Origin of the sequence: Paenibacillus planticolens (genome assembly GCF_013141725.1) — a bacterium.
Taxonomy (GTDB): Bacteria; Bacillota; Bacilli; order Paenibacillales; family NBRC-103111; genus Paenibacillus_E; species Paenibacillus_E planticolens.
Window position 1 is genome coordinate 53673 of record NZ_WHNZ01000052.1, and the last position, 21327, is coordinate 74999.

Below are 21327 nucleotides of genomic sequence, written 5' to 3' on the forward strand. Positions count from 1 at the left end.
ATGACAGTGAAAGCCTATGAAGGAACTTTCCAAGGGGAGAAAGCCGTATGGCTGCAAGCAGGCCGTTATGAGGCTGCCGTTTTGCCGGAAATTGGCGCGAACCTGATTGCTTTTAGAGACAATGAAAAGGAATACCGCTTTCTGCGCGAGCCATCTCTTGATGAAATGGAAGCGTTTAAAGCACGTCCTATTATACATGGCATCCCTGTACTATTTCCGCCTAACCGTTATGAAGACGGGAAATTTCCTTGGAAGGGGAACGTTTTTCAATTCCCGATTAATGAGCCGAAAACAGGCAATCATCTGCATGGATTTGTTCATGATATCCCGTGGGCCGTTGAGAAGTTTGGCGAAGATGAAAGCGAGAGCCGTGTAACCTTAGCGCTTCGCGTAAGAGAAGGGCATTCGGTTTATACCTACTTACCTTTCGACTTTACCATTCGCCTGACATATGTACTGAACGAATTCGGTTTGCATCAGCATATTTCCGTTCATAATGAAGGGCAAGAAGCAATGCCTTGCTTAATCGCCTACCATACGACGATCAATGCGCCTTTTGCGCCGAACTCTCAGGCCTCGGACTACAGCTTCAAAATGACGATCGGCGAGCGCTGGGAAATGAGCGAGAGAATGCTGCCGACAGGCGAGTACCAGCCGCTATCGGAGGAAGAAGCCAAGATGAAAACAGGCGGCTTGTCGCCGTTCTTCGAGTCCATGGACAATCATTACACAACGGCTCCGCAAAATGGACGCAACTACATGGAGTTGACAGACTCTCGCGCAGGCGTCAAACTGGTGTATGATGTCGGCACTTCCTATAAGCAGTGGATGATTTGGAATAATGGCGCTGCGGAAGGATTTTTCTGTCCGGAGCCGCAAATGAACTTGGTCAACGCCCCGAATGTAGATTTACCGGCTGACCAAATCGGTTTGGTAAGCTTGGAGCCTGGCGAAGTATGGGGAGAATCCGCCCGTCTTTATACGATTGAGTTAAAGAAGTAAGTCATAAACGCCCCTTTGTCGCATGGAGAGAATCCGACGTGATGCTCTGCAAGCAGTCATGGGGGCATTTTTATCGAAAGCTTAGGTGAACAACATGGAAAAAGATCAATTAATCGCAGAGGTTGAGAGGTTGAAGCTTGAAAACGAAAGGCTGAAGCAAGAAATTGCTAAGCTGCGAGGGGTTAAACGGCCTCTAGCGGGCTCGATGGACAGTATGTCCACGAAACTGAAGGAAGCGCTGCGCGAGTAGCGGGCCGAACAGTTCGACAAATGATGTTTCATTCGCTATAATGAGTACTGGAAAAAGGAGGGAAACACATATGAACGAAACATTACCGCCAAAAACTTGCTCCATCGATCGTCTTGTGACCAAGGAAGCTGAAGTTAGCAAAGTTCTTGCAGGCCAGAAAACAGCTTGCAGACGCAACGGACGCTATGCAGATATCGGTGAAACAATGGATTTGCAAGGAAGTTCTTTCACGGTAACGAAGGTTTACCAGCAAGCGCTGGGCGATCTGACGGTGGAAGATGCAAGAGCCGAAGGGCATGAAACCGTTGACGAATATCGTGACAGTATTTTATCCATACATCCGGGTATGCCTTGGCTGCCGCAAATGAAAGTATGGGTACACGAATTTCAAAAAGCCGAATAAATGAAGAACGCAAAACAGTGTGGATCGTGCGATCCGCACTGTTTTGTTGAATTTTTTAGAAGAAGGATGATGGCATTGTCGTGGTACGTATTGCTGCTATATATTCATATTTTTAGTGTTGTACTAAGCATTGGGCCTTATTTTGTGTTATTTCCGTTATTGATTAAAATAAGAAACGCGCCATTTGAGCTCCTGCCGGAGTACTTGGAGCCGTTTCGCATTACGGTGCGGCTGACGAAGCATGCCGGCCATGTGCTGGTAGCGACGGGGATTCTGCTGACTTGGATAACGGCATGGACGTGGAAAACATCATGGATAGTTATCACGGTGCTGATTATGGTGGCTTCTTTATACTTTATTGCGCGTGCGTTTTCACCGATTCTTCGCAAGCTCCGCGCACCGCACGACGACCGGGACGTATTGGTGAATCAATTGCGAAATGCGTTAATCTGGTATGTGATCATCACGCTGGCCATGATGTGGTTCATGGTGGCCAAACCTTCTTTTTGGTGAAAGGTTATGCCTCCGGCTTTCGCGCATACATGACGACGAAATTATAATATTTGTAGACACAATCCGCATCTTCAAAGCCGCAGTCTTTCAGCCAGGTTAACTGCTGATCGAGAGGAGCCATTTTATCGAGCTTCGTTCTTTCATAGGCTGCTTGAAGTGCTTCAGGGCTTAAGTCTGTAGCTTCAATCTTGGCTTCCCAATCCGAACGGTACAAGCGATCAAGGAAAGGGCTGGCACCTTGGACCTGATCCGCATTTACGAACAGTCCGCCTGGCTTTAGCAGTTTATAGATCCGTCCGAATAGGTCCTGTTTAGCTTGATCCTCCAGATGGTGAATAGACAGTGCAGAGACGACGCAATCAAAGGGTTCTTCCGACTCAAATGCCGTATAATCCCCTGCCTGAATCGTCAAGTTGGGATTATGCTCTCCAAAACGAAGCTTGGCGATGTCGAGCATGCCTTGGGAAAGATCAATGAGCGTAAGCTTGGCATGCGGATACCGGTTAAGGATATAAGAGGAGAGGAGCCCGGTTCCTGCGCCTAGATCAAGAATGTACGGAGAAACAGTGTTGACTTGAACAAGAGAAGCGGCTGTACCGTAAAAATCATCAAAGCAGGGAATGAGCTTTCTTCGTTGACTGTCGTATTTCTCTGCAATTTCATTGAATTTCGTCGTAATGCGATCGTTAGATTGTGCATTCATCGGTGGATCAACTCCATTTCATTGGTTAGCGGGCCCGTGCTTCATGGGATTATTTTAAAGGGAATGGCAGGAAAAATCTAAGACATAAATCCGATTGCCTTTATAGTTTAAAACTATAGATCGGACGCGACCTATAGTAATAGGTCAAGTGCATTACGGTTTTGTCCGGCGAAAAAGTTGGTTCAGCACCTCGGAGAAGACAAGTCCCATCGCGATTGCGCCTGAGAGCATGAAGGCCTTTGCAGCCAGCTGCACGGCAAGATCGTAGTGATTAAGGACGACATTTTTCATTGCGTCATAGGCTAATCCGCCTGGCACCAATGGGATGATCCCTGCAATGCTGAAAACAATAACCGGAGTTTTGTATAATCTCGCAAAAAATTGACTCATCACAGTAACGAAGAAAGAGGCAATCAATGTTGCCAGAATGGGATTTAACGGAATCAGCAAGGAGGAGGCGTAGAGCATCCACCCGACCATCCCGACGAAACCGCATTGAACGATTGTGTTTCTCGGCACATTGAACAAAATAGCAAACGCTGCTGTGGCGGTAAAGCTGGTGATGAGCTGTTCCAGCATATTCATACGAACCCCTCCCCGTTGTAAAAGGACAGGACAAAGGCGATGCCGGCACCGATGGCAAATGCCGTTAGAAAAGCTTCAGCCCCTTTAGAAAGCCCTGAAACAAAGTGTCCGGCCATTAAATCCCTAACCGCATTCGTAATTAGAAGTCCCGGAACAAGCGGCATCACTGAGCCGATAATAATGGTGTCTAGAGCATGCCCAATACCCGAAAATACGAATAGAAAAGCCAATGCTCCAATTAATAATGAGGCTAGAAATTCGGCAAAAAACTTAATCGGAACCAGACGATGAAAGTAACCGAGAGAGGCGAGTCCCGCCCCGCCTGCAACAAAAGCCGGAACGAAATCACGCCACTCGCCTTGGAACATAATTAAAAAGCAGCCGCTCGCAAGCGCTGCGGCAAGTATTTTGATCCAAGTAGGAAAGCCAGTATTGGCGGCATCGATCTCTTTTAGCAGGCGATGTGCTTCTTGAGGCGTCAATTCGCCTTTGCTGATGCGTCTCGAAATGGCATTCACCAAGGTTACTTTATGTAAATCCGTCGATCTCGCAGATATCCGAATCAGTCTGGTTGTCTGCTCAGGTCCATCGATCGAGAAAATAATGCCTGTCGGCGTGACGAAGCTGTGCGAGTTAGGCACGCCGAAGCCCTCGGCGACGTGGGCCATCGTATCTTCCACACGATACGTTTCTCCGCCGTTTTCGAGCATGATTTTGCCGGCCAGCAAACAAACTTGAGCGATTTCATAATTAGTAGGGGGGAGAAGTTCCATCAATCAATGTCTCCTGAATAAGTAGTTGACCAAAGTATAATACATTTTGGCGGTAAATCCTACGATAAGCCGAACTCAAGCTGGTATATTGTAAATAAGTAAGGTTAAAATTGGTGTATAATGGGATATATCCATTTGAGAGGTGAGAGTTTAACTTATGCCCTATAACGATGAGCACATGAGTTATACGAATACGTTCATTCAAGTTGCGGCGGATTGTCCCGTTGAAACGGGAGTCGTTCCCCCTATGAAAAAAGAAGGCAAAACCGCTCACAGAATTCAATACGAGCTGTTGTCGCAAAACCCTTACAAATATACGCAGGGCGAGCTGATCTATGAAGTTCATCTGCAGCATAAACAAATCCCGGAAGAGGAACGCGAGCTGCGTAGTATAGAAATACGTGAAGAGTTGTTCGCCAGAAATCATCCGTGTCTGAGAGCGTCCATGCTTCCCAAGAAGCACGGGTGGGGAGTTCACTACAACGAGGAAGGCAAAATAGCGATCTATCCGATGGAATCGGACGCATATCAGCAATTTGTTGAAGCGGGCACGCATCAGCAAGATGGTCCCACGCTTTTATTCGCAATGCGCAGTTCACGGAAATGAGTGAAACGACGAGGCCGGGAATCCTTTACAGCTTAGAGTGGATTTACCCGGATTTTCTAGTATAATCGTAGGTAGAGATTGCAAAATTCTCATTACACTATTATTTTTAAGGAGTCGTACCATGTCAAAAACTCTTATTTTCGGACATAAAAATCCGGACACCGATTCAATCACATCCGCAATTGCTTATGCTGCACTGAAAACGAAGCTAGGCCAAGAGGTTGAAGCCGTTCGTCTCGGCAGCGTGAACGGTGAAACACAATTTGCGCTGGATACGTTTAAAGTTGCGGCGCCTCGTCAAGTTGAGACCGTTGCTAATGAAGCGGCGAATGTCATTTTGGTTGACCACGTAGAGCGTCAGCAAAGTGCCACTGATATCGATCAAGTACGTGTAGTGGAAGTTATTGACCATCACCGTATTGCCAACTTTGAGACCAGCCACCCGCTATACTACCGTGCTGAGCCTGTAGGCTGCACCGCGACTATTTTGAATAAATTGTACAAAGAAAACGGCGTTTCCATCGATAAGGACATTGCTGGTTTGATGCTTTCCGCCATTATTTCAGATTCCTTGCTGTTCAAATCCCCGACATGCACGGAGCAAGACGTGGCAGCAGCTCGTGAGCTTGCAGCTATCGCTGGCGTAGAGGCGGAAGTTTACGGACTTGAAATGCTGAAAGCCGGCGCTGATTTGAGCGACAAAACAGTTGCGCAATTGATCTCCTTGGATGCCAAAGAGTTCCAAATGGGCAGCTACAAAGCTGAAATCGCTCAAGTGAACGCGGTTGATGTGAATGATGTGCTTGCGAAACAAGCGGAAATTGAAGCTGCTTTGAATACGATCATTGCAGAGAAAAACTTGGATTTGTTCCTGTTTGTTGTGACGGACATTCTTAACAATGATTCCGTTGGCCTTGCCCTTGGTCGCAAAGCTGACGCTGTTGAGAAAGCGTACAATGTAACACTTGCGGATAACAAAGCGCTGCTGAAGGGCGTAGTTTCCCGTAAATCACAAATCGTTCCTGTTCTTACGGACATTTTCAACAATCTGTAAGTCAACAACATCATAAGCAAGACGCCGTTCACACAAATGGACGGTGTCTTTTTTGGTTATAGAGCAATCTTTTGGTATGATAGAAGTGAGTTCAATGAAAGAGGTGGAGTAAGAGATGGATACTAATATTCAGCAAATCAATTATGACAAGGCGACATTTGCCGGGGGATGTTTCTGGTGTATGGTGACGCCGTTCGACCAACTGCCGGGGATTGTGTCCGTCGTATCCGGATACATTGGCGGCCATACGAGCAATCCGACTTACCAGGAAGTATGCTCAGAAACAACAGGCCACGCAGAAGCCGTTCAAATTACATTTGACCCTGAACTATTTTCATACCATAAATTGCTGGATACTTTTTGGCGCCAAATTGATCCAACGGACGCAGGCGGCCAGTTCCATGACCGCGGCTCCTCCTATCGTACGGCTATTTTCGCACATAGCGACGAACAGATGGCCGAAGCTGAAGCTTCCAAGCAAGCCCTGCAGGACAGCGGCCGCTTCAACGCTCCGATTGCGACGGAAATTGTGCGTATCGACGCGGAAGCCTTCTATCCAGGAGAGGACTATCACCAGGATTATCACCATAAAAATCCGATGCGCTATAAAGCTTACCGCAAAGGCTCAGGCCGCGATGCATTTATTGAAAAGCATTGGAATACTGCCAAAGATAAAGAAGAGCGCAGGAACAAGCTTACGCCGCTGCAATATGAAGTCACGCAAAATAACGGGACTGAGCGGCCATTTGACAATGAGTTCTGGGATTCCCATGAAAAAGGATTGTACGTGGACATCGTCTCCGGCGAGCCGCTCTTTACGTCCATGGATAAATTCGATTCAGGCTGCGGCTGGCCCAGCTTTACGAAACCTGTGTTCGAAGGCAGCGTAAAGGAGAAATCCGACACCAGCCATTTCATGGTCAGGACGGAAGTCCGCAGTCAGGAAGCGGATTCTCATTTGGGGCATGTGTTTAATGACGGGCCGGGGCCGACCAGACTCCGGTACTGCATTAATTCTGCTGCACTGCGTTTCGTTCCGTTAGCTGACTTGGAGAAAGAAGGCTATGGGGCCTATCTTCGTTTCTTTGACGGGAAATAACGTTACTTAGCATAAGAAAGACGCTAGACAGGTTTGTTTTCCTGACTAGCGTCTTTCTTTACTCTTCGTACCAAGGATTCAAGTGAATCAGCACCTCGTCTACATCAGTATGCTGATCCATAATGGATTTCTTTATTACACGAGTGATATCATGGCCTTCTTGGACCGTAAGCTCGCCGGGTATGGATATTCTGGCATCTACCAAAATGTAATGACCATGTTCCCGTGCGCGAATGCGGTCAATTCGTTTGACTTGCGGCACTGCTTCAATTAGACGTGTGTATTCGTGAAGCTTCTCCTGATCTACCGTTTTTTCCATCAAAATATCAAAGGATTCTTTGCCCATTTCTACGGCTAATTTTAAAACGAGTAAGGAGACAATAATTCCGGCTGCGGCATCGCCAAAGGATAGCCACTGAATATCGTAGGCTCTACCGATAAAAGCCAAACCAATCCCGACAACGGCTGCCAGCGATGCATAGACATCCGCCAAGTGATCTTTCGCAGTTGCAATCAGTCCTTTACTGTTCGTTCGAATGCCAATGTTTATGGTGTATACGTAAAGCGCGTATTTCCAAAGCGTTGATATGACAGCGGCGGAAAAAGCGATCCAGCTTGGCGTTTGAGGCTCATCGAAGAGAGCGAGAGTAGAATGATAGCCGATATAAAGTGCGGCGATAAGGAGGACAAAGGCGACAAATCCGGATCCAAGCACCTCGGCTTTGCCATGCCCGTAAGGATGGTCCTCATCGGCAGGGAGTTTGGATATTCGCATAGCGCTAAGCGCCGCAATCGTGGCGATAATATCGCCTGCGTTATGGAGTCCATCGGCTAATAAGACTTCACTTTGGAACCATAACCCTATAAATACTTTCATAATGGTAAGAAAAATGTTGCTGATCAGCGATAGCCATATCGCCAGTACGGATGATTTGTTGTCCGCAGTCATTAATGATGACCTCCTACAGAAGTGTTTCCCCAAGGAAAAAAAATCCCTTGACCTAAGGCGAGCTTAGATCAAGGGATTTTTGGGCTTTATATAAAAAAATCTAGTAATTAATAATAGAATCATAATCAACACTTCACTTTGCACAAATATCTTTGTATAATACCACACATAGCAGAAATTAACAAACCACGAGTCGGTGAGTCTCGCTTGGAGCGCGCACTTATTTGAGGGGGAGGGAAGTTTGGAGACCCCATGCAAAAACCATGGTTGCTTGAGATCGAACATCAATTATTGCCTCAATTAGAAATATACAGTGAACAACCGTTCGAGCCGGTTGTAGTTCATTATATGCCAGAGCCATGGAAACTGCTTGGTTCAGGTAACTATGCCGCGGTACTTATGCACCCGGATTATGCCGATCTTGTTGTCAAAGTTTATGCCCCAGGGAGACCGGGTATAGAGGAAGAAACGGAAGTTTACCGACGTCTTGGCACACATCCTGCTTATTCCGAATGCCTGCATGCAGGAGATAATTACTTAGTATTGCGGCGGTTGACAGGCGTTACTTTATACAAATGCTTGCATCGCGGAATTCCTATTCCCCGGCAAGTGATTAAGGATATAGATGAGGCGCTAGCTTATGCTGTCAGCAGAGGGCTAAATCCACATGACGTGCACGGAAAAAATGTGATGATGAAGGACGGCAGAGGGTTGGTCGTTGACGTTTCGGATTTTATGAAACATGAATTTTGTCCCATGTGGGACGATTTGAAGAGCGCGTATGACCGTTTCTATTTCCCTTGGGTGCGTAGAATGCCAATTCCCGATTTTGCTTTGAATGTGGTGCGGAGAAGCTACCGGAAATGGAAGAAATTTCGCCGAACTCGTGGTACAATTTAAAGTGAAAAGATGAGATTTCCTAAATTTCAAACATAAGGAAGGCGCGTCTATGAGAGTACATGAATTCGAAATTCTTGCTGATTTGCAGCGGAGTGATTTAACGGCTATTTCGGCTAAGTCTTCTCATTTTGTTTCGGACATTACCATTGATTTTGAGTACGATCATACGATGCACTGTGTGGATGTGAAAAGTTTGCTGGGCATGCTGTTAGTGCCTATTAGAGCGGGGACAACGCTGCGTTTGCTAACGAAGGGCAAGGATGAGGAAGAAGCGATGCATTTTATGTTTGATTTATTTGAATCTTACCGTTAGAACACGGATAGATAAAGGCTAAGACGTACTGCTATACGGGAGCAGGCGTCTTTTTTGCAGCGATGAAAAAAAATTGAGTTTCCAGAGGAGCGTGTACATATGACGGCTGAGTATCGTATTGTAATTGCAGGCTGCGGAAGCATGGCAAATGTCTGGGTTGATTATTTGATCAAACGGGAGGATTGCAACATCGCGGCCCTTGTCGACATCAAAAAGGAATTTGCGCAGGCGATGGCGGACCGCCATCATCTGACGTGCGGCGTTTACACGGATTTGGAGCAAGCCATTGGGGAAACCGGCGCGAATCTGGTGATGGACATTACGATTCCGGCCAGTCATTTCCAAGTTGCGACAACGGCGCTGCGTCACGGCTGCAATGTCTTCGGCGAAAAGCCGATGGCGGCAACAATGGCGGAAGCGCGGGAGCTCGTGCAGCTGGCGGATCGGACGGGGAAATCGCTGTCCGTCATGCAAAACCGCCGCTACGACGCGAACATCCGCGCCCTGCGGGAACTGATTCAAGTGGGCACGATCGGCCGCGTGGGCTTTGTGGGGGCCGATTTCTTCCTCGGCCCGCATTTCGGGGGCTTTCGCGATGCGATGGAAAGCCCGCTAATTCTAGACATGGCGATTCATACGTTCGATCAGGCTCGCTTGATTACGGGGGCAGACCCCGTGTCGGTGTACTGCCAGGAATTTAACCCGCCGGGCTCCTGGTACGCCGGGAATGCTTCTGCGATCTGCATCTATGAGATGTCAGACGGCACGGTTTTTTGTTACCGCGGCTCTTGGTGCGCGGAGGGAGCGCCGACCTCTTGGGAGGCGTCATGGCGCGTGACGGGCGAGTCCGGCACCGCGATTTGGGACGGCGCGGGCACGCCGTACGCCGAGATCGTGGCCGGCGGCGACCAGACCGGCAAGTTCCTCCGCGATCATACGCGAGTTCATGCGGATGTGAATTGGTCTGGCCAAAGCGGCCATGCGGGTGGTCTGGATGAGATGTTCGCAGCTCTGCAGGAAGGGCGCCCTGCGGAGACGGACTGCCGCGACAATATCAAGAGCATGGCGATGGTGCTTGGCGCCTTAGACAGTGCGAAGAGCGGCCAGAAGATCGATCTGAGGGGCTACTGGAGCTGATAAGGTGCAGATCTGGAAAGTTTGAAATGACGTGCTGGCGTTAGTTATGCCTGTGACGGACGTCAAAAGTAAAATAACTGGAAAATCTTCCTCTAAATTGCTTGAAAGATGACCTCTCTGGGAAAATAGAAGAAAAAACTCCCGTTAATTTGACCGGATTCCGTGAATTCTCACGAAATCGGTGCAAATAATGGGAGTTTTTCCGACTAAATGGATCTGACATGCTTCCGGAGTCAAAATTAGAAGGAACTTTTCCCTTATTTTGACCACAGAAGTATATATCATGGTTTCTTCGTAAATTGTCTCTTTTAGTGAATGTCTTTTTTCTTGAAGCGTCCGCCCTTGACATCGTGGATATTCCCGATGGCGAGAAAGGCTTTGGGATCGAGCTCGTCGACGATGGATTTTAATTTGGCCTCTTCCAGTCGGGTAATGACACTGAAAATGACCTTTTTATCATCTCCGGTAAACGCGCCTTCCCCGTTCAAGTAAGTGACGCCTCGGCCTAAACGGGAGGTGATGGAATCCCCGATTTTGCTGAATTCATCACTGATAATCCAAACCGATTTGGATTGATCCAGACCTTCGATCGTAATATCGATCATTTTAAAAGCAATATAATACGCAATCAGCGAGTACATCGCATGATCCCATCCGAATACGAATCCTGCGCTGCCGAGAATGAAGAAGTTGAAAAACATAACAATTTCGCCGACGGAGAAAGGCGACTTTTTGCTAAACAAGATTGCAACGATTTCAGTTCCATCGAGTGAACCGCCGGAGCGGATTACAAGCCCGACGCCGATACCTAGAATAATACCGCCGAATACTGCTGCTAACAAGGGATCAATCGTGAACGCTTGCACCGGGTGCAGCAGGGTCGTACCGATAGACATTAGGATGACAGAAAATAGCGTCGATAGGGCAAAGGTTTTACCGATTTGCTTATAGCCGATTAATAAAAATGGTAAATTTAGCAAAACAAGAAAAATTCCTAAAGGCAAATGTGATAAGTGTGACAGGATAATCGAAATACCGACGATTCCGCCATCAATAATGTTGTTCGGTACCAGAAAGACTTCTAAAGCTACAGAGACTAGGCCAGATCCAATGATCATAAACATGATTCTGCGTAAAAATTTGAGACGGGTCAACTTTTGATGCTGAGAGATTGTTTGTTCAGTTCCATTTGACAGGTTAGACATGTAGGTTCCTCTTTTCCATATTTCATTTCCATTAGCGCCTATGAAATAGAATGAATGAGGCCCGTGTAACCTGAAATGAATTTAAGGAAAGAGAGCAGTATCGCTTTTAATCTTAGCCAAATCTTCTTTAAGATATAAACAATAAAAATGACAAAAACGGTAATTTCATACTGGGTATAAACATCATAAGGCCATTGAAGTTTATCGATGTGCCTATAGATCGTTTTCTTGGCAGGAGAATGATCCTGAATGGAAAGAACTTGCGTTGTATTGGCAAGAACAAGTATTTCGGTATCGGAAGAAAAATGATGTGAGATTGGCGGAGTCAAAGGAAATATGAATAAACCGAGAATGATCCAGACCATTATTTTCCATTGGTGCCTTCGTGTAAATCGATGCAAGGATCATCCCCTCCTTGGATAGCGTGAAACCAAATTTGCTTGAATTGTAGCACTTCATTTTAACTGAGTCAAACGACTTGGTCGGATAGCGCTTACAAAAAGCTGACGGAATGGTGTAGAAATGATGATTTTCCACTATTTCGAGATGATTCATCATTTTTTGGAAAGGGAATAGTGCCGGTTACCGCCAATTACTAACGTATTACGATTATAACCGTTATTCATTAACATCATGGGTCCAGCTTTCTTGGGGGGAATTTGCTCGATGAAAAAGATATGGCAAAAAAATGGTTGGCTTAGGTATGGGATTGCCGGATTAGTGTCCTGCGGTTTATTTCTCGGACTGTATCATATCATGACAGTTGAAGGGGCCGATAACAATCCGCGGTTTATGATGTTTCGTTTGGAGGACATCGGACCTGGCGGTTATTATAGTTCTCTTGAGGGGCTTGGCAAGCTAAGGGCTGTCCTTGAATATTTGGATGAGCAGCAGGTGCCTTTCAGCGTGGGAGTCGTCCCCCGTTGGATTAATATATCGGCGGAAGGCGCCCGTTACGATAAATCCATCGATCAGTTGGACGATACGTACATACAGGCGTTTAATAAGATTATTAAAGATGCGGCGGCGCATCGCGCAACAATCGGCATGCACGGTTACACACATCAGGCGGGAGATGTGCACCGCGAGGATGGCCATCAAGCATCCGGAATCGGCAATGAATTTAATGTCAGTGATTTGCCGGAAACATCTACCCCTGCTTTCGCGGAGAGTCGGGTAAAAGAAGGTTGGGGGCGTTTCCACAAAGCCGGCATTACGCCTGAGTTCTGGGAAGCGCCGCATTATCACACTGCGCCTGAGCAGGATAAAGTATTTCGGTCTTATTTTGGACTCCAGTACCAACCCGATGTAACGATTGATCCGAACCCGCCGGTGGCACGATATGAAAATATCGTAAACAAAGGATTTGGGAGCGCTTCTCTGGGGAGCGTGTATGTGCCGACGACACTTTCTTACATTCCAGCCGGCAAAGATGAGAAGTTTATTTTGAATCAATTATCGGTACCTGGACGCATTTATTCTTTTTTTTATCATCCTTTTTTGGAATTCAGTCATTTGGAGCCAACGCTCGATGAAAATGGCGTTCCGGCCAGTAGGGACGGTATCCCGGTTTACCATTATGAAGGCGAGAACAAAAGTGTGCTTCAAAGACTCATCAAACAAATTCAAATGAAGGGGTATCCTTTTTATTCTATACATGATTATGTGCCATTTACGCCTGCTGAGCGCGTGAAGGTCGGAAGTCCGAAAACGACACTGGTGCAAATTGGAAATGTCAGCGGCAGAGATCAGACGGATATTGTGACTTGGGATAAGCAAGCTGGTGCAATCTCAGTCATCCAAGGGCAATTTAAGGAATTGCGCAATGACCGCCAGCCAGCTTCCCAACAGTGGGCATCGGTACCGTATACCGATGGTTCAGCTTTCAGTTTGAATAGTAGGATCGATGGCAAGAAAAAGGGACTTTGGATCGTACGGCCAACGGGCAAGCTTGAAGCCTACGCATCGACCGGCAGTTCGTTCAAACGAAGCGAGGTGTGGACGATTCCAGCCAATCGTTGGTACGACTTGTATGAACTAAGACAGCCGAATGGGGACTGTATTCTTGCCGGCCAGTCGCAGGATCGGACCAAACTGCTGGGTGTTTACATGCATGAAGGCGAAGTTAAAGCCATTAAGCCTTATACGTTCAAGTCAAGCACATCCCGGGATTTGATCGTTCGAAATTTACTTCACCAAGACGAGCAAAAATTAATGCTATTTAAAGAGAATACGTCGCAAGGTGTGGAATTTGAGCTTGATCAGGCCAAAATGCAGTGGAAGCTGAAGACGGTAGAGCTCGACATTCCGGATGAACTGGGCAACATTCGGTTCGGTGACTTCAATGGAGACGGGAAAGAGGATATTCTTCGCTGGGATTCGAAAAATTTAACGAATCGCGTGTATCAGCAAACGGAGGACGGGACATACAAGCTGTTATCCATTTTTGGACCGTGGGGAAAAGCGAACGAGCGGCTTGCTGTCGCAGACTTCGATGGAAACGGGAAAGCGGATATCGCGATGTACTCGAATGAAGACGGCTTTTTGGATGTGGCTTTATCGTTTCAGAGCGATCATGTAAAATAGATTAGGTTTACTCGGAAACAAAAATTTGGAGGATCACCATGCGAGCACCTATATTATATGGATCGGTACACATTTTATTTTATCGAAATGATGAGGTTTTATTGTTAAAGCGGCAAAACACCGGATTTCAGGACGGCAATTGGAGCGTCGTTGCCGGAAGGATGGACGGCCATGAGGAAGTCGTTGCGGCGGCGATCCGGGAAGCGAAGGAAGAGGCAGGAGTTGATATTCTGCCGGAGCAGTTGACTGTGATTGGGATGATGCACCGTAAGAATACGTCTTCCGAATGGGTGGATTTCTTTCTGATCGCCCGCGAATGGAACGGGGAAATCACGAATATGGAGCCCGAAAAATGCGAGCAGTTGAAGTGGTTTCATATGCATGAGCTCCCGGATAATATGGTTAGCTATATTCGCTTAGCAGTCGAGCATAATCAGGAAGCGCTCTGGTTCGAGAGTGTTGGTTGGAGATAAAAAGTGTGAGACGCTAGCTTCAGGTGAGTAGCCAGTTTCCATGCCTCGCTGGAAGGGGAACTATAGGGCGCTATTTTGCTGAAAACACCCCTTTGGAGAAGGGGAAGGGAACTAGGGTCCGCTATTCCACCATTAGAAGCAGATAGGTACACCATTGAGGCGAAATAAGACCCTGTAGTTCCCCTCCGTGCGCTGAACATCAGCTTTTCGCCGAAATAGGAGAATACAGTTCCCTTCCTCAGGCGGATCTCAGGTTGATCCGGAACCAAGTTACTTGATGGATGATGGAGACACGGAAGTTTAACCTTTATTAAGTGGAACATTATGGGATTTGATTGTACAGGTAAATTCACTAGAAATGTCCAGAATGGTTCCCCTCGATGTGCCAGCTGAGACGTCGTTTTTCAGCGTTAAAGTAGGCGGAGAGGGCAAAAGGTTGAAGTTAACGCTGTAAAACAAGCTAAAAGTTAGGGGACAGGCCCTGACCACCGGCCTCGCTAACGGACTGAGAGGCCCTTATTCGATGGAAAGGAACCTCTTCGAACATGCAACGGACACCTGCGCTGTTACTTGCTCACTTGGGGACTGATTTCTCCCCGAAACTGGCAAATAAGTCCTCTGGTGTCCGTTAGCAGAGAGACACGACGCTTTTCGCGAATATAGCGGCCGCTGTGTTCATAGGACTCATTCAACCGAATCCGGGTAAGAGAAAGGGAATAAAAACACGATTTCAAGAAACGGTGGGAATCCTATACAAGACAATAACCTAGCCATCAGGCTAGGCTTTTTTTTATTTACTGCTCCGCGCCTGAGAGTTCATGTGAAAAAAGACACATGAACAAGCTAGATTCGGACCAGATAGACACCAATTGCATACAGTAATAAAGATGATTTTACTTGGCGGAGGTGTTAACGTGCGCAATGTAGTTGGCATTCTTCTGGACAGGAAAACATATGCAGGCATTCAACGCAAGCAAACAGGGTATGAACAAATTGATCTTTATAATCGAGTGGCTGAGACGCTCGGTATCAAGCTTTTTTATATGTACCTTCAGCAACCGAAGGGGAATACAGTCATTGGGTTATACGTGGAGAACGATACCTACCGCCTGACCCGGCTCCCCATCCCGAAAGTCATCCATAACCGTGCAATGTCCCTTAAACCTGACTTGCATACAAGATTGAAACGTCTTGCCCGTTCAAGTCTAATCTTTAACCGCCAGAATCGATATGACAAACTGCGAATTCACAAGCTTTTACACACGAAAATGTCGCTGCGGAAGCACCTCCCTGTGACTTTGGCGTATACTCGAACGCATTTGCTGGAAGCTATGGAGCGATTCCCGGCATTTTTCGTCAAACCGACGAACAGCTCTATTGGGCAGGGGATTATCAAGCTTTCCAAGGAAGCGGATGATACTTGGCGGCTGTTCTGGAGCAAAAGCCAACCCAGACTGGTAAGCAAGGAGAAGGCGCTAGCCTATATTCAGGAGAAGATCGGGAAGCAATCTTATCTTATCCAACAAGCCATTCCTTTGGCGACATATGAAAACAGACCCTATGATTTACGAGTTTCGGTTCAGCGTGGAGAAAAAGGGAAGTGGCAGGTAAGCGGGATTGCAGGAAAAGTTGCTGCCCCCGGCAGGAAGGTTACGAATCTGGCCAAAGGCGGAGAAGCCCGGCGATGCGAGGAATTATTTGCAGGCAGCGGCTTTCAACCTGAAGACATGAAGGCGGAGATAGAGAAGGTATCGCTCCGAATTGCTGAAATTTTAGGTGCACGATTGCCGATTCTGGCGGATGTGGGTCTCGACTTGGGCGTTGATCAAACGGGTCACATTTGGTTCATCGAGGTCAATGGAAGGGATCAAAGGTATGAATTCAAGAAGCTAAAAATGGATGAAACGTATTACAGGACCTATGAGACTCCTCTAGTTTATGCCAAATATCTGCTAAGTAAATAGAGGGGGACGATCGCACGGTTGAATTGGAGAAATCATCTAGTACACTAGCAGTGTAAAACGAATATAGTACTAACAAAGCATAGTAAAGGTGGAGTCTGAAAGTGAAAAATCGGGTGTTGGTTATTAAAATGAATCTATTGCCCTGGTACAATGAGCTCAATGATGCTTTGGAGATCAGTCACCCGGCATTCCCAGGGATTGTTCGTGAGAGAATTACATCGTTTGGCGACTATTCCATTATCGCTATTAATCGGCTTGAAACGAGATTAAGACGAGATACGGCAAATGGAAAAAACCTCCAAGATTCGTGAAATACGAATTGGAGGTTTTTCTTTTTACAGGTGAAATCTTTCGATTTGTTCCCATTGCTGTTCAAGCTCTAATATTTTCTTTTGGATGGGTCCAAATAAGTCATAGTGGGGATAAGAGGGACTATGGTGAATATATCGCGGATTAAGTCCATGAGACACGCACCAACCCGTTAACCGCTCCAAATCCGAGCAGCCTACCTTTGTCACGGTTTTTACGCCGCTAAATCGCTCATCGAGCCAATAGTGGGTTAAAAAGGCGATTTCGCCGCGCTTGACGGCTTCTTTCCAACGAATAAGTTCATCTCTTTTTATGCCAAAGGCCATAGCGGGCTCCGTCCTGCTGTTTATTTTTATGTTAAAGGCTTAGAATATATAAAAGTGTGTTATAATTATACAATACATCATTGGTTCATGGAAAAGGGGCACAAAAATTGAATGTTCATTTGAATTTTACGAACAAAGGCAAGCTGGTTATAGAAAATTTTAATAATGAGGAATTAATTGAAATTTTCAGTCGATATATGAACACATTGACGAAGAAATATGCAGTAGATATTAACGTTCCTGAAGAGGCCAATCAAAATATCGTCCAAGACGGCACCTTCAAGGTTGTTCTTTCCAATGTGCAATGTGATGTCGACACCTTCTTCAAAGAGCTAAGCCGGGATATCAAAGTACCTTTGAAAAAAAGGTCGGAAGGCAAATTGGAGAACGTTTTTAAAATTCAAGTGATGGAGTGAGCGGCGGAGGTCTTATGCTTAGTTTAGAACAAAAGTTAGCGATTGTGGAATCATTTCCCGAGTTGCAGCGCAAGGATGTTTCTCTGGGACGGATTAATTTTCATTATGAGAATAGCAGCTATGATAAAAAGATCGTCGTCTACCATCTTCACCCGAACGGCAATGGATTTGTTTATGCGGAATATGTGAAAGGCTATCCGACAGATAGCAAGGGATTAATCAATATTCGCGATTTTAGCGAGGAAGAGCTTCGTGTTATTATTCAGAAGTCCATTCTTTCCTTAACAGATACTTCGTCCGCCGTTCAGCCGAAAATCACCTCCCAACAGGAAGAGCGTTGGTCGGACGATGAAGGCCACGTCCTTGCCGTTACTTTTGTCGAGGATCTGTGGTACGTTTATGCTGGAAGCAATTTGGATTGCGCTTTTGAAACGTACGAAGAAGTCGAAGAGTACATGGCCGAAGAAGGATTCGCCAAGCAATAAATCAGCTACATAAGGCAAGGGGCCATCCCAGAAAGTTTGGGAGGGTCCTTTCTTACTTAAGAAGACGTATAGGTCCTCTGGAAGAATGTGCTATAATAGTTGGAAAATCAAGCTAGCAACAATTATAGATAGTGAGGGGAAAGTCATTGGAATTTCGGCCATGCATCGATCTGCATAACGGAAAGGTGAAACAAATTGTTGGTGAAACGTTAGGCACAGAGGAAAATGCGATTATTGAAAATTTTGTCTCTTCCTATGATTCCAAGTATTACGCCGCCATGTTCAAAAAAGATCGATTACTAGGCGGACACGTGATCATGCTGGGTGAGGGGAACCAGGATGAGGCTGTTAGCGCGCTTCAAGAATATCCCGGCGGATTGCAAATCGGCGGCGGTATTCATGCAGAGAATGCCAAGTATTATTTGGATCGCGGCGCTTCCCATGTCATTGTGACTTCTTATATTTTCCGTGATGGACAGCTGAACCGGGATAATTTGGACAGCATGGTTAATGCGGTTGGAAAGAAGCGATTAGTCATTGATCTCAGCTGCAAAGAAAAGGACGGGAAATGGTTTGTAGCGACGAACCAATGGAAGCAGTTAAGCAATTTTGAACTGAATGAAGCCAACATTCGGTTTCTGGAGCAATACTGCGATGAGTTCCTGATTCACGCAGTCGATGTAGAAGGCAAGCAAAGCGGTATTCAGCAAAGTCTGGTAAGCACGCTCGCCAAGTGGGTCACGATTCCTACAACCTATGCTGGCGGAGCAAGATCCTTTGAGGATATAGACCTGTTTAAACAATTATCGGCTGGGAAGCTGGATATTACGATTGGCAGCGCGCTTGATATTTTTGGCGGAACCCTTTCGTATGATCAAGTTGTAGCCTATATGAAACAGCAATGAATTTGAGATGAAGTAGCGAACTCTCTTTAGGAGAGCATCTGCTACTTTTTTACATAGGGAAGGATGCGTAGAATGGCTCTTTGGCAAAAACTTTACTACTCCGCAATGGTTTTGACTATGCTGCTAGTTGTTTTAGGCGAGTTGATTTGGCTCCCCGATCCGCTGCGGTTTGGCGCCTCCATTTACTGGATTGACGTGATCGATGAATTACTGTATGTTCTTGCCCTCATTCCATTGTTATGGATGACCGGTGCCCTTCTCCATCTATTCTCGGACACTCAGATCTGGTTGAGGATCCGAACGTTGGCTGTTTTCGTATCAGGTTTGACGAGTGCCATCATTGTGATGACGATACCGAAAAAACTGGAATATTCGGCAGGGGCCTTGATTCTGACTTGGCTGCTGGTCTTTGTGGACTTATTTGTCCATGAAAGGAAGCGTCGCAAACTGCCAATTCGGAGTCTAAGTATTTTTGCGGTTATGGTGATCTTCATGTTGGTTATGTTTTTGCCCACGAAATATTTGGTTACGTATCCAGGATTGACCTTGAATATGAACCGCTATGCTCAGGCGACTGAAGGAAGCGTTCATAGCGATATCTCGGGCGTGCTCGTGTTTGAGCGTCCTGCTTTCCCTATTGATTGGGTCTACGCGAAGCTTTTTGCCAAGTATACGTTCGAAGTCGAAAACTTAGGTATGACGTTAGGCGAATACAATCAAGAAGTACGGCTCATGAAGGAGGATGCCAATGCCGCAGGAAGTGCCATTGCTTTTCAAAAGACGGGGAAAGGGAAAGGAATCACTTCCAGCGGTGTGCGGATTACGGCCATCCTCAAAGATAGCCCTGCGTCCGGCCGTATACAGCTAAGCGATGTCATTCAAGAAGTGAACGGGCAAGCCGTTACAACGGTTCAGGAGCTCACTGAACGTATGAAATTGGTCAAGCCTGGCGATCAAGTATCGCTTATCGTGCTGCGCGGCGGCCAGAAAGTAGCCCTGCAAGCTGCAACGCGTCCGAATCCCGACGATCCAAGCCGTGCAGCTTTCGGTATTCAAGTAGCGAATGAATTGCAATATGATATCCCAATGCTTGTGAAATATCATGATTACTTATTGCACGAGGGAGGTCCCTCGCATGGTGCCATGCTGGCGTTCACCTTGATTGACCAACTCACTCCTTGCGGAGTGACCTACGGCAATCATGTCGCCGGTACGGGAACGATGGAACCCGATGGTTCTGTCGGACCTGTAGGGGGCTTAGAGCAAAAAGCATATACCGTTAGCCGAACGAATGCCGATGTCTTCTTTGTTCCGGCTGCAAATGAAGCGGAAGCGAGAAAAGGGGCTGCCCATCTTCAAATCGTTCCCGTAAATACGTTAGACGATATGTTGAATTGGCTGAAAGCTCATCCTAAGGCAGTGGGTCAGCTATCCTGTCCTTAGTCTCTGGCAGCTTCGTACAGTTTTCTTGCAATGGTTTTAGGTTCAAATTGCACGGTTGTCATATGATCCCCTGGCGTTTGGATGAGCCTGAATAAGCCTAAACGGCTGGACATATGGGGATGCCACCCATAATTCGGATTGCCCAGGGGTAAAGCGGTGTCATCTGTAAGGTGAAGGTAGCTTCTAGGAACAGTCAGACTGTAAAATTTCTTCAAATCCAGCTTTTCAAAGAAAGGCCCTGCTGGTTCGGGAGTGATTTTATTATAAAGGGATTGAACCTGCGTCAAGCTTCCCAAATTTGAGAATTGCTCTCTGTACGCGGGGAACGGGAGCATGATCGTATCATCTTTCGAATTTTTTCTAAGCTGCTCAAACATGGCTATCATGGGAGGCATAAACTCATCGACCAGTCTTTCGCCATCTTTCAGAACAAAAGCGTTAAGAAAGACAAGCCTTTTTAAACGATCTGGGACAAGCTCTGCTACTTTTTGTACCAATGTGCCGCCGAAGCTATGTCCGACCAAGATGACGTTGTGAAGATGATGGGATTGTATATAATCGGCGATGGATTTCGACATCACCGCATGGGTAACAGCCTTGTTAGGGTCAGCGCCGTGTCCCGGATACTCCGGTACATAGACGATATGGCCCTTTTTGCGAAGCTCCGCTGCGACACCGGCCCAGAAGCTTACGTCCGCCCAAGATCCGTGAATGAGGACAAAAGTAAGGGGCTGTTCCTTTTCACGGTACGCTGGATCGGCATCCTGTTCCCATGGAACCGGTATCCGAAACGGCCAGTTCGATTGTTGAAACGGAAATTGATCCATATAGGGAAGAGGCCAATACTGCGGCGCATAGGGGGGAGTTTCATAATTGTGAGTCATGGTAGACTTCCTTTCAAATATATAAGATGTATTACTATATGCC

Annotated in this window: 26 protein-coding genes; 18 read left to right on the plus strand and 8 right to left on the minus strand. The window is 46.6% G+C overall.

The features are described from left to right. The 4 genes from GC097_RS24040 (at position 1) to GC097_RS24055 (ending at position 2168) form a co-directional block, all read left to right on the plus strand. Positions 1–1002: an aldose 1-epimerase gene (locus GC097_RS24040; RefSeq protein ID WP_171685846.1), complete on the plus strand. Its 1002-nt coding sequence runs from the start codon at positions 1–3 to the stop codon at positions 1000–1002. A gap of 85 nt (positions 1003–1087) precedes the next feature. Beyond that, the gene (locus GC097_RS24045; RefSeq protein WP_171685847.1) at positions 1088–1252 is read left to right on the plus strand and encodes a hypothetical protein; all 165 of its coding nucleotides are present in this window, start codon (positions 1088–1090) and stop codon (positions 1250–1252) included. Between the two features lie 70 nt (positions 1253–1322). After that, entirely contained in the window at positions 1323–1655 is a 333-nt protein-coding gene (locus tag GC097_RS24050; RefSeq protein ID WP_171685848.1) for an ASCH domain-containing protein, read from the plus strand. Between the two features lie 69 nt (positions 1656–1724). Next, on the plus strand, positions 1725–2168 hold the full coding sequence (locus GC097_RS24055) for a hypothetical protein (RefSeq protein WP_171685849.1): 444 nt from the start codon (positions 1725–1727) through the stop codon (positions 2166–2168). 4 nt (positions 2169–2172) lie between these two features. On the opposite strand, the gene GC097_RS24060 is transcribed toward GC097_RS24055, so the two are convergent. From GC097_RS24060 to GC097_RS24070, 3 genes are all read right to left on the minus strand, one after another. Further along, complete coding sequence (locus tag GC097_RS24060; protein ID WP_171685850.1) at positions 2173–2871, minus strand: class I SAM-dependent methyltransferase; 699 nt, start codon at positions 2869–2871, stop codon at positions 2173–2175. 153 nt (positions 2872–3024) lie between these two features. Next, entirely contained in the window at positions 3025–3456 is a 432-nt protein-coding gene (locus tag GC097_RS24065; protein WP_246294430.1) for a threonine/serine exporter family protein, read from the minus strand. Continuing rightward, positions 3453–4229: a threonine/serine exporter family protein gene (locus GC097_RS24070; protein ID WP_171685851.1), complete on the minus strand. Its 777-nt coding sequence runs from the start codon at positions 4227–4229 to the stop codon at positions 3453–3455. The genes GC097_RS24065 and GC097_RS24070 overlap by 4 nt, the downstream gene beginning before the upstream one ends. A gap of 157 nt (positions 4230–4386) precedes the next feature. Between GC097_RS24070 and GC097_RS24075 the strand changes: the two genes are divergently transcribed. The 3 genes from GC097_RS24075 to msrB all read left to right on the plus strand — a co-directional run bounded on the left by GC097_RS24075 (position 4387) and on the right by msrB (position 6989). After that, complete coding sequence (locus GC097_RS24075) at positions 4387–4836, plus strand: DUF6157 family protein (protein ID WP_246294431.1); 450 nt, start codon at positions 4387–4389, stop codon at positions 4834–4836. A 121-nt stretch (positions 4837–4957) separates the two neighbouring features. Continuing rightward, on the plus strand, positions 4958–5890 hold the full coding sequence (locus GC097_RS24080) for a manganese-dependent inorganic pyrophosphatase (protein WP_171685852.1): 933 nt from the start codon (positions 4958–4960) through the stop codon (positions 5888–5890). 115 nt (positions 5891–6005) lie between these two features. Further along, complete coding sequence (gene msrB / locus GC097_RS24085) at positions 6006–6989, plus strand: peptide-methionine (R)-S-oxide reductase MsrB (RefSeq protein ID WP_171685853.1); 984 nt, start codon at positions 6006–6008, stop codon at positions 6987–6989. A gap of 58 nt (positions 6990–7047) precedes the next feature. On the opposite strand, the gene GC097_RS24090 is transcribed toward msrB, so the two are convergent. Continuing rightward, positions 7048–7938 (minus strand): cation diffusion facilitator family transporter, encoded by an 891-nt coding sequence (locus GC097_RS24090; protein ID WP_171685854.1) that lies wholly within the window; start codon positions 7936–7938, stop codon positions 7048–7050. Between the two features lie 252 nt (positions 7939–8190). Here GC097_RS24090 and GC097_RS24095 point away from each other — a divergent pair, with 252 nt between their 5' ends. From GC097_RS24095 to GC097_RS24105, 3 genes are all read left to right on the plus strand, one after another. Continuing rightward, positions 8191–8838 (plus strand): serine/threonine-protein kinase, encoded by a 648-nt coding sequence (locus GC097_RS24095; RefSeq protein ID WP_171685855.1) that lies wholly within the window; start codon positions 8191–8193, stop codon positions 8836–8838. A 49-nt stretch (positions 8839–8887) separates the two neighbouring features. After that, complete coding sequence (locus GC097_RS24100; protein ID WP_171685856.1) at positions 8888–9151, plus strand: HPr family phosphocarrier protein; 264 nt, start codon at positions 8888–8890, stop codon at positions 9149–9151. Positions 9152–9250: 99 nt separating this feature from the next. After that, positions 9251–10288, plus strand: a complete 1038-nt coding sequence (locus tag GC097_RS24105; RefSeq protein ID WP_171685857.1) for a Gfo/Idh/MocA family protein — start codon at positions 9251–9253, stop codon at positions 10286–10288. Between the two features lie 308 nt (positions 10289–10596). Here the strand turns inward: GC097_RS24105 and GC097_RS24110 are convergent, their stop codons facing one another. Then, positions 10597–11493 (minus strand): YitT family protein, encoded by an 897-nt coding sequence (locus tag GC097_RS24110; RefSeq protein ID WP_171685858.1) that lies wholly within the window; start codon positions 11491–11493, stop codon positions 10597–10599. A gap of 38 nt (positions 11494–11531) precedes the next feature. Further along, positions 11532–11894 carry a hypothetical protein gene (locus GC097_RS24115; RefSeq protein ID WP_171685859.1) on the minus strand — a complete coding sequence of 121 codons (363 nt, stop codon included), beginning with the start codon at positions 11892–11894 and terminating at the stop codon, positions 11532–11534. Between the two features lie 265 nt (positions 11895–12159). Between GC097_RS24115 and GC097_RS24120 the strand changes: the two genes are divergently transcribed. The 4 genes from GC097_RS24120 to GC097_RS24135 all read left to right on the plus strand — a co-directional run bounded on the left by GC097_RS24120 (position 12160) and on the right by GC097_RS24135 (position 16827). Next, on the plus strand, positions 12160–14079 hold the full coding sequence (locus tag GC097_RS24120; protein ID WP_171685860.1) for a DUF2334 domain-containing protein: 1920 nt from the start codon (positions 12160–12162) through the stop codon (positions 14077–14079). Positions 14080–14117: 38 nt separating this feature from the next. Continuing rightward, positions 14118–14552: an NUDIX hydrolase gene (locus tag GC097_RS24125; protein ID WP_171685861.1), complete on the plus strand. Its 435-nt coding sequence runs from the start codon at positions 14118–14120 to the stop codon at positions 14550–14552. Positions 14553–15466: 914 nt separating this feature from the next. Continuing rightward, positions 15467–16516 carry a YheC/YheD family endospore coat-associated protein gene (locus GC097_RS24130; protein ID WP_171685862.1) on the plus strand — a complete coding sequence of 350 codons (1050 nt, stop codon included), beginning with the start codon at positions 15467–15469 and terminating at the stop codon, positions 16514–16516. Positions 16517–16617: 101 nt separating this feature from the next. Next, positions 16618–16827, plus strand: coding sequence for a hypothetical protein (locus tag GC097_RS24135; protein ID WP_171685863.1), 210 nt, complete (start codon positions 16618–16620; stop codon positions 16825–16827). Between the two features lie 24 nt (positions 16828–16851). Here the strand turns inward: GC097_RS24135 and GC097_RS24140 are convergent, their stop codons facing one another. Continuing rightward, on the minus strand, positions 16852–17151 hold the full coding sequence (locus GC097_RS24140) for a hypothetical protein (protein ID WP_171685864.1): 300 nt from the start codon (positions 17149–17151) through the stop codon (positions 16852–16854). A gap of 107 nt (positions 17152–17258) precedes the next feature. Here GC097_RS24140 and GC097_RS24145 point away from each other — a divergent pair, with 107 nt between their 5' ends. The 4 genes from GC097_RS24145 to GC097_RS24160 all read left to right on the plus strand — a co-directional run bounded on the left by GC097_RS24145 (position 17259) and on the right by GC097_RS24160 (position 20400). Further along, positions 17259–17567: a hypothetical protein gene (locus GC097_RS24145; RefSeq protein WP_171685865.1), complete on the plus strand. Its 309-nt coding sequence runs from the start codon at positions 17259–17261 to the stop codon at positions 17565–17567. A gap of 14 nt (positions 17568–17581) precedes the next feature. Next, positions 17582–18052, plus strand: coding sequence for a hypothetical protein (locus tag GC097_RS24150; RefSeq protein ID WP_171685866.1), 471 nt, complete (start codon positions 17582–17584; stop codon positions 18050–18052). 146 nt (positions 18053–18198) lie between these two features. Continuing rightward, entirely contained in the window at positions 18199–18957 is a 759-nt protein-coding gene (hisA, locus tag GC097_RS24155; protein ID WP_171685867.1) for a phosphoribosylformimino-5-aminoimidazole carboxamide ribotide isomerase, read from the plus strand. 72 nt (positions 18958–19029) lie between these two features. After that, the gene (locus tag GC097_RS24160) at positions 19030–20400 is read left to right on the plus strand and encodes a PDZ domain-containing protein (RefSeq protein WP_171685868.1); all 1371 of its coding nucleotides are present in this window, start codon (positions 19030–19032) and stop codon (positions 20398–20400) included. Here the strand turns inward: GC097_RS24160 and GC097_RS24165 are convergent. After that, positions 20397–21284, minus strand: coding sequence for an alpha/beta fold hydrolase (locus GC097_RS24165; protein WP_246294432.1), 888 nt, complete (start codon positions 21282–21284; stop codon positions 20397–20399). The two genes, GC097_RS24160 and GC097_RS24165, sit on opposite strands and share 4 nt — an antisense overlap. Positions 21285–21327: the final 43 nt, after the last annotated feature.